Origin of the sequence: Streptomyces cavernae, assembly GCF_004023625.1 — a bacterium.
Classification (GTDB): Bacteria; Actinomycetota; Actinomycetes; order Streptomycetales; family Streptomycetaceae; genus Streptomyces; species Streptomyces cavernae.
On sequence record NZ_RPDJ01000011.1, the window covers coordinates 344,011 to 350,388 of the forward strand.

At 65.8% G+C, this 6,378-nt stretch carries 5 protein-coding genes and 1 pseudogene; 5 read left to right on the plus strand and 1 reads right to left on the minus strand.

The features are described 5' to 3' along the window. The first annotated feature begins 185 nt into the window (after nucleotides 1-185). The 4 genes from EF387_RS23470 (at nucleotide 186) to EF387_RS23485 (ending at nucleotide 4,921) form a co-directional block, all read left to right on the plus strand. The gene (locus EF387_RS23470; RefSeq protein WP_162467190.1) at nucleotides 186-1,199 is read left to right on the plus strand and encodes an S-adenosylmethionine:tRNA ribosyltransferase-isomerase; all 1,014 of its coding nucleotides are present in this window, start codon (nucleotides 186-188) and stop codon (nucleotides 1,197-1,199) included. Between the two features lie 96 nt (nucleotides 1,200-1,295). After that, nucleotides 1,296-2,771 carry an aldehyde dehydrogenase gene (locus tag EF387_RS23475; protein WP_128378563.1) on the plus strand — a complete coding sequence of 492 codons (1,476 nt, stop codon included), beginning with the start codon at nucleotides 1,296-1,298 and terminating at the stop codon, nucleotides 2,769-2,771. Nucleotides 2,772-2,910: 139 nt separating this feature from the next. Beyond that, nucleotides 2,911-3,486, plus strand: coding sequence for an O-methyltransferase (locus EF387_RS23480; protein WP_128378564.1), 576 nt, complete (start codon nucleotides 2,911-2,913; stop codon nucleotides 3,484-3,486). Nucleotides 3,487-3,670: 184 nt separating this feature from the next. Beyond that, nucleotides 3,671-4,921 (plus strand): condensation domain-containing protein, encoded by a 1,251-nt coding sequence (locus EF387_RS23485; RefSeq protein ID WP_128378565.1) that lies wholly within the window; start codon nucleotides 3,671-3,673, stop codon nucleotides 4,919-4,921. A gap of 28 nt (nucleotides 4,922-4,949) precedes the next feature. Here the strand turns inward: EF387_RS23485 and EF387_RS48490 are convergent. Further along, nucleotides 4,950-5,084: pseudogene (locus tag EF387_RS48490) on the minus strand (IS5 family transposase); the annotation flags it as partial. Nucleotides 5,085-5,351: 267 nt separating this feature from the next. On the opposite strand from EF387_RS48490, the gene EF387_RS23495 reads away from it, so the two are divergent. Then, nucleotides 5,352-6,221, plus strand: coding sequence for an IS5 family transposase (locus tag EF387_RS23495; RefSeq protein WP_128378566.1), 870 nt, complete (start codon nucleotides 5,352-5,354; stop codon nucleotides 6,219-6,221). Nucleotides 6,222-6,378 lie beyond the last annotated feature (157 nt).

The window sequence follows — 6,378 nt, forward strand, 5'->3', positions numbered from 1 at the left end:
ACCCGAAAACCGAAAGGCGAAATCTCATGACCAACTTGGCAGTGCCGCCCGTCCGAAAGCGGCCCCTCACACCCACCCGGGCCGGATTCACGAGCCAATCGGCAAGCCCATCCCGACCACTTGCGAATGATGCTTGCCGTCCGGCCACCCAGGAGGGCTCGTCCTCGGCGGCGACGGCAGGAACGATGAAGCCCGACGAGCTGGACTTTCCGATGCCGCCGGAAATCGATTGCGGTGGACCGGCATACGAAGAGAATTTCGGCGTCCCCCGCATGGCTACGTTCGAGAAGGCCAGCGGAGAGGTCCGGCTCGGCCATGTGGACGATCTCCTCAAGCACCTTGATCCAGGCGACCTCGTGGTCCTTAACAACAGTCGGGTCGCCCGCACGGGCTTTCACGGGACTATTCGGTCGGCGGAGGCCGTCATCGAGTTGCGTGGATTCATCGACGGCTGCGACTGGGCGGCCACCGTGGACTCCCGGGTCACCGTGGAGCCGGGCGACCGCATCGCAGCGGATGCGGTCGATTTCGAGATCGTCCGAGCGGCTCCGGGCGGCACCGGTCCGCTCTGGATCATTCGGTTCCTGTGCGAGGAGTCGTTGATGGACGCGTTCCTGGAAGCCGGGCACACCAACGGCGACACCAGGACGGAGCAGGGGCAGGCCGCATCCCGCCTGAGGTCGGTCGCGCTCCCCACCGCAAGTTCCATCCTCTCCCGCGCGCTCCTCGACGAACTCGGCAAGCACGGCATCCGCACCGCCGAAGTAACTCTGCACGCGGGTCTTCCCTCGTTCGAAAAGAACATCATCGACGAGGAGCGGATCGACCTGCACCGCGTCCCCGGAGAGCGTTACTCCATATCGGCCGAGGCCGCCGAAAAGATCAATGGCGCGCTGGCCTCCGGCAGGCGCATCGTCGCGGTGGGGACGACGGTGCTCCGGGCCGTCGAGTCAGCAGCCCTGAGCGGACTGCCGCTGACCGCGCGTAGCGAGTGGACCGAACTCGCGATCTATCCGGGTTTCACTTTCCGGGTGTGCAACGGCTTGATGACCGGCTTCCACCCGTCAAGGTCGTCGCACCTCGCCCTCTCGGCGGCTTTCACAGGACGGGATCTGCTGTTCCGGGGATATGACGAAGCAGTCCGAAGCGGATATCGGTTCTCACCCGGCCACGAGATCACCTTGACGCTCGAGAACTAGGTCGACCGCGGCTCACAGGAAACCAGAAAACCTGACGGACCGCAGCCAGGCCACTCTTCACCCGACCACTGACGGCGAAGGCCGGAAAGGTTGACAATGGACCGCAACGAGACTATCGACGCGCACTCGGATTGGATCGCCCGTGCAGATCGGCTGAAGTTTCCCTCGTGGACCGGCGACGGCGCCACGTTCGCTGTCACCTCGCCACGTGACGGCCAGGTGCTCACCCGAGTGCCGGCAGCTGGCACGGACCACGTGGACCGAGCCGTAGCCGCTGCCCGCGAGGCATTCGACCACGGCCCCTGGCCGCGCATGCCCGCGGTGGAGCGCCGTGAGGTTCTGCTCCGCCTGGCCTCGCTGCTGGACGCGCACCGCACGGAGCTTGCCCTCCTGGTGAGCCTGGAGATGGGTATGCCGATCACCGAGGCGTACAACTCCGAAGTGCCCGGCACGGCCGCCTGCTTCCGGTGGTACGCCGAGTTGGCTGACAAGCTGGTGGACGAGTCACCCCAAACCAATGACGACGCCCTGGCCCTGGTGACCCGGGACCCGGCCGGGGTGGTCGGCGCCGTCGTGCCCTGGAACTTCCCGCTACTCATGGCGGCTTGGAAGCTTGCCCCGGCGCTCGCGGTCGGCTGCACTGTGGTGCTGAAGCCCGCGGAGCAGTCCCCGCTCTCCGCACTTCGCCTGGCCGAACTGGCCACCGAGTCAGGCCTGCCGCACGGAGTACTGACGGTGGTCACCGGGGACGGACTGGCGGGACGAGCGCTCGGCCGTCACCCCGGCGTCGACGTGCTTGCCTTCACCGGTTCCACCGAAGTCGGGCGCGCGTTTGCCGGCTACGCAGCAGAGTCAAACCTCAAACGAGTCTGGCTCGAACTGGGAGGGAAGTCTGCCAACATCATCCTGCCCGACGCGCCCGATCTCGATGTCGCTGCGGATACCGCCGCCTGGGGGATCTGCTACAACAGCGGCCAGATGTGCACAGCCCCGTCCCGGCTGCTGGTACACCGGGCGGTAGCCGACGAGGTCGTCGACAGGGTCATCACCAGCGCCAGCGCGCAGGTCGGCGGTGACCCGCTCGACCCGGCCACCACGATGGGCCCCATGGTCTCGGCCGCACAGCGCGCGCGGGTGCAGCGTCACATTGATGTCGGCATCGACGAGGGAGCTCGTCTGCGCCACGGTGCCGACCAACCGTCCTTCGCGGGGGGTCACTACGTGAAGCCCGTTGTCTTCGACCAGGTGACTGCGGACATGCGCATCGCTCGTGAGGAGATCTTCGGCCCCGTGCTCTCGGTGCTGGTGTTCGACGATGCCAACGAAGCGATCGACCTGGCCAACAACAGCGAGTACGGGCTCGCGGCGGCGGTATGGACCCGGGACCTGGCCACCGCGCACCGGATGTCCCGTCGGCTACACGTCGGCACCGTATGGGTGAACTGCTACGAGGAGGGTGACCTGTCCGTACCTTTCGGCGGGGTCAAGCAATCCGGGTACGGCCGGGACAAGTCACGGCATGCGATCGACAAGTACACCGACCTCAAAACCGTCTGGATGGGCCTGCGGTAGACGAGGAGCAGTCATGAGTCACGCCTTGGGAACTCCCTTCTGGCCGGGACCACCGGCCACTTCCGACCGGAACTGCACCTCACCGGGAAGTGCGTGGGCAGACACCACGCCGCCCTCGAACGGACAGGGAAACACAGCCATGCAGGATCTGCCCACCGCCGGCCCGGCGGCACTTCCCGGCATCATCGCCGACTCCGGCCGGATCGGCTTCACCATGTGGTGTGAGGCGCGCGTCGGTTCGCTACTGGCCACCCTGGCCTCCTCCAAACCGGGCGGGCGCATCCTGGAACTGGGCACCGGAACCGGGGTCGGCGCCGCATGGCTGCTGGATGGGATGGATGCAGATGCGCGGCTGATCAGCGTGGAGGTGGACCCCGCGATGCAGGCCGTCGCGCTCAACCACCTCGGCCGCGATCCACGGGTCACGTTCACGACGGCTGATGCGGACGCCTGGCTGTCGGACTACGACGGGGAGCCGTTCGACCTGGCCTTCGTGGACTGCCCTCCCGGCAAGTCCCACCGCCTGGCGGACCTCCTGGCTCTGCTGCGCGTGGGTGGCCTGTACGTGGTCGATGACATGGTGTTGGACCCGACCTGGCCGGACGACTACCAGCGCCAGGTCGGCGAGTTCTTGGAGGAACTGCCGACGGTGACCGGGCTGCGGGCGACCCCCCTGCACTGGGCGTCCGGTGTCGTGCTCGGCGTGCGGGTCTGACGCCCGGCCGCCGTCCCCGCGTGCGCCGTCTTCCACAGAAGCAGTGCGGCCACGCGCACCAGCTCTCGCCCGCCCCGCTACACCACCCTGCCGTTTGGCCTCCGAGCATCGCGGTAGGTCAGAGCCGGGCTATCGGGCAAACAGATCAGGCCACCGAAAACGGAAGGGTTAAGGAGCAATTCCCATGGGTCGCACAACCGGGCCACTGTCATGGCAGCAGGAATATTCACTGAGGTGGGAGAGCGAGTACGGTCCGAACGAGACGCTCTACGACAGCTTCGTCGTGCCCGGACTTACAGAACCAGGTGCGGTGATCGACCGGGTTGAGGAGTTGGCCGCCAACGCGGACGTCTTGCGCATCGTTGAGGCGAAGCCCGGAGATCCACAGCCAGCCACCTACTCGGATCGCCTTGAGGCCCCCCGCGAAGTCGTCCGCTGCACCTCTCCCGACGACGTCGGCAAGGCCGTGCGGGAGCACCACTCCGCCGGCTTCGACGCTGCAGGGCCCCGCTGGACGTTCGCCGTCATCGAGCATCCCGACGAGACGGGACGGACGGTCAACACCCTCTCGGTCCTATTCGATCACCTCCTCGCCGACGCGCACTCGATGACGCTGTTCCGTTCCAGGATGCTCTCGGGCGTGAACACGGAGGAGAGGACGGGCCACTTCCAGGAGTGGGTAAGGGCACAGCGCCAGGAATTCGATCCGACAGCACCGAACAACCCCGCCAGACAGTTCTGGCTCAGGACGCTCGATGGCGCCTCGCCCTACCAGGGGATCAACCCCGAGGTCTTCGGCGAGGGCGACGGCGCACACCTGGGTAGCATCCACATCAACACCTTCTCCTCGCTCTCGTTGACGACACTGAACGAGCTGGCGCGGCGGCTCAAGGCAACCCCGTTCGTGATCCTGCTAGCGGTGGCGACCGCTACGGCCGCCGAACTCACCGGCGGAGCCCCGGACCTCGTCATACGCAGCCAGAACAGCGGGCGCACACATGCCACCATGAACACCCTCGGCTCGATGGCCACGGGGATGCCGTTCCGGTTGCGGCACCCTCAGCTCGAATGCGTCGACTCGGCCCTCCAGGTCGCGCGGGCGGCGTGGTCGGACGCGCTCCGCTACTACCACACACCCTGGCTGTTCATCGAGACGGTGAGCGCCTCCACCGGTGTCCAAGACACCGCCGAAGACCACCCCCAGCTCATCCTGAACTTCTTCCCCCGGGAGATCAGCGGGATCGGCGAACAGCACGGCGAGGATGGTGAGGTGAGCTATCAGGTGAGTGAGAACGAGCTGTACGTCTACCCGATCGAGGGAGGCGGTCTCCTGCTGCGGCTCACAGTGAACCTGCAGCACACGTCACTGCGCAGAGCCAGGGAGTTCCTCAGTACCTTCGCCTCTCGTCTCAAGCAGCTCGCCGAAGCCGCTTAGAGGACGTCCCGCTTGCATGCGTGTTAGTTCATGGATTGGGCCAGGTTATGGTGCTTTCGCCGGTTGCTCGTTTAGCGAGGTTCGAGATCATCGCGAGGCGGATCATGCTCTCGGAGTGCCCTGGTTTGGTCTCGTAGTCGCGGGCCAGTCGGCGGTGCATCATGAAACAGACATCACCTTACGAACCGCCCACTGAGAGGTCGTTTTCACCTGTACTGCCTGGCTATATGGCGATTCTTGGCGTGTGGGATTGCGGTGCTGAAGAGGTAGTGGGTGTAATCGGGGCCTGCGGGCCGGGCGGGGTGACAGGTGGGGCAGGATGTGGCTTGTTCCTGTCTCATCCCAGGACGCCCGGTCTTCGTGGCTGTGCGCTTGTGTCGCTGCTGCTGTGCGCCTGGGCGCACTCGATCCGCGGCGATACGCCGGAAGCATGCCGACGCGACGCCCGTATCCAAGTGATCTGTCCGATGCCCGCTGGGAGTTGATCGAGCCGGTGCTCTCGGCCTGGCGCTTCGAGCGCCGCGGCCGGGCCCTGGACTTTGGCCGGCCGCCCGAGCACGACCTGCGCGAAATCATGAACGCGATCCTGTACGTGGACCGCACCGGCGTGCAATGGCGCTACCTCCCGCACGACTTCCCGCACTGGAACACGGTCTACGGCTACTTCGCCAAGTGGCAACAAGAAGGAGTGTTCGCCCAGCTCAACGGCCTTCTCTGGCAACTCTTACGGGAGAAGGAAGGACGGGACGTCGAGCCATCGGCCTGTGTGATCGATGCCCAGAGCGTCAAGACCTCCAGCAGCGTTCATGCCTCCAGCCAGGGCATCGACGCAGGGAAGAAGATCGTGGGCAGAAAGCGGAACATCGTCACCGACACCATCGGGCTCCTGCTTGCCGTGCTGGTCACCGCGGCGAGCGTGCAGGACTCCGTAGCTGGCACCCGCCTCCTGGACCAGGTCGCCGCCGAACACCCCGGCATCCGCAAGGTGTGGGTCGACGGCGGCTACCGCCAGCACCTTGTCGAGCACGCAGCCGCCCTCGGCATCGACATGGAAATCACCGCCCGCACCCCTGGGACCAGGGGATTCACCCCGATCCCGAAGCGGTGGGCGGTCGAACGAACCTATGGCTGGCTGATGCTCCACCGACGTCTCGCCCGTGACTACGAAACCCTGCCCGCCCGCTCCGAAGCCATGATCAACCTCGCCATGACCGACCTGATGGCCCGCCGCCTCACTGGTGAGGCCACCATCTCCTGGCGCGACCCGACACCACAGGCTAAACAGCAGATTCCGGGATAAAACATCGGGAGAAAACGACCTCTGACAGCGGCGCAGGTGGGGGCGTCGATGAATTAGTGGGTTGCTTGTGGTAGTTGGGCTCGTTGATGCGGTATGGGGCGCTTTGATGGATCGACGGGGTCGTTACGAGCGAAGTTCGAGACGGTGACGCCGCACT

Coding starts and splice junctions, on each gene's coding strand:
- EF387_RS23470 (WP_162467190.1), top strand. CDS start 186: ATGAAGCCCGACGAGCTGGACTTTCCGATGCCGCCGGAAATCGATTGC.
- EF387_RS23475 (WP_128378563.1), top strand. CDS start 1,296: ATGGACCGCAACGAGACTATCGACGCGCACTCGGATTGGATCGCCCGT.
- EF387_RS23480 (WP_128378564.1), top strand. CDS start 2,911: ATGCAGGATCTGCCCACCGCCGGCCCGGCGGCACTTCCCGGCATCATC.
- EF387_RS23485 (WP_128378565.1), top strand. CDS start 3,671: ATGGGTCGCACAACCGGGCCACTGTCATGGCAGCAGGAATATTCACTG.
- EF387_RS23495 (WP_128378566.1), top strand. CDS start 5,352: ATGCCGACGCGACGCCCGTATCCAAGTGATCTGTCCGATGCCCGCTGG.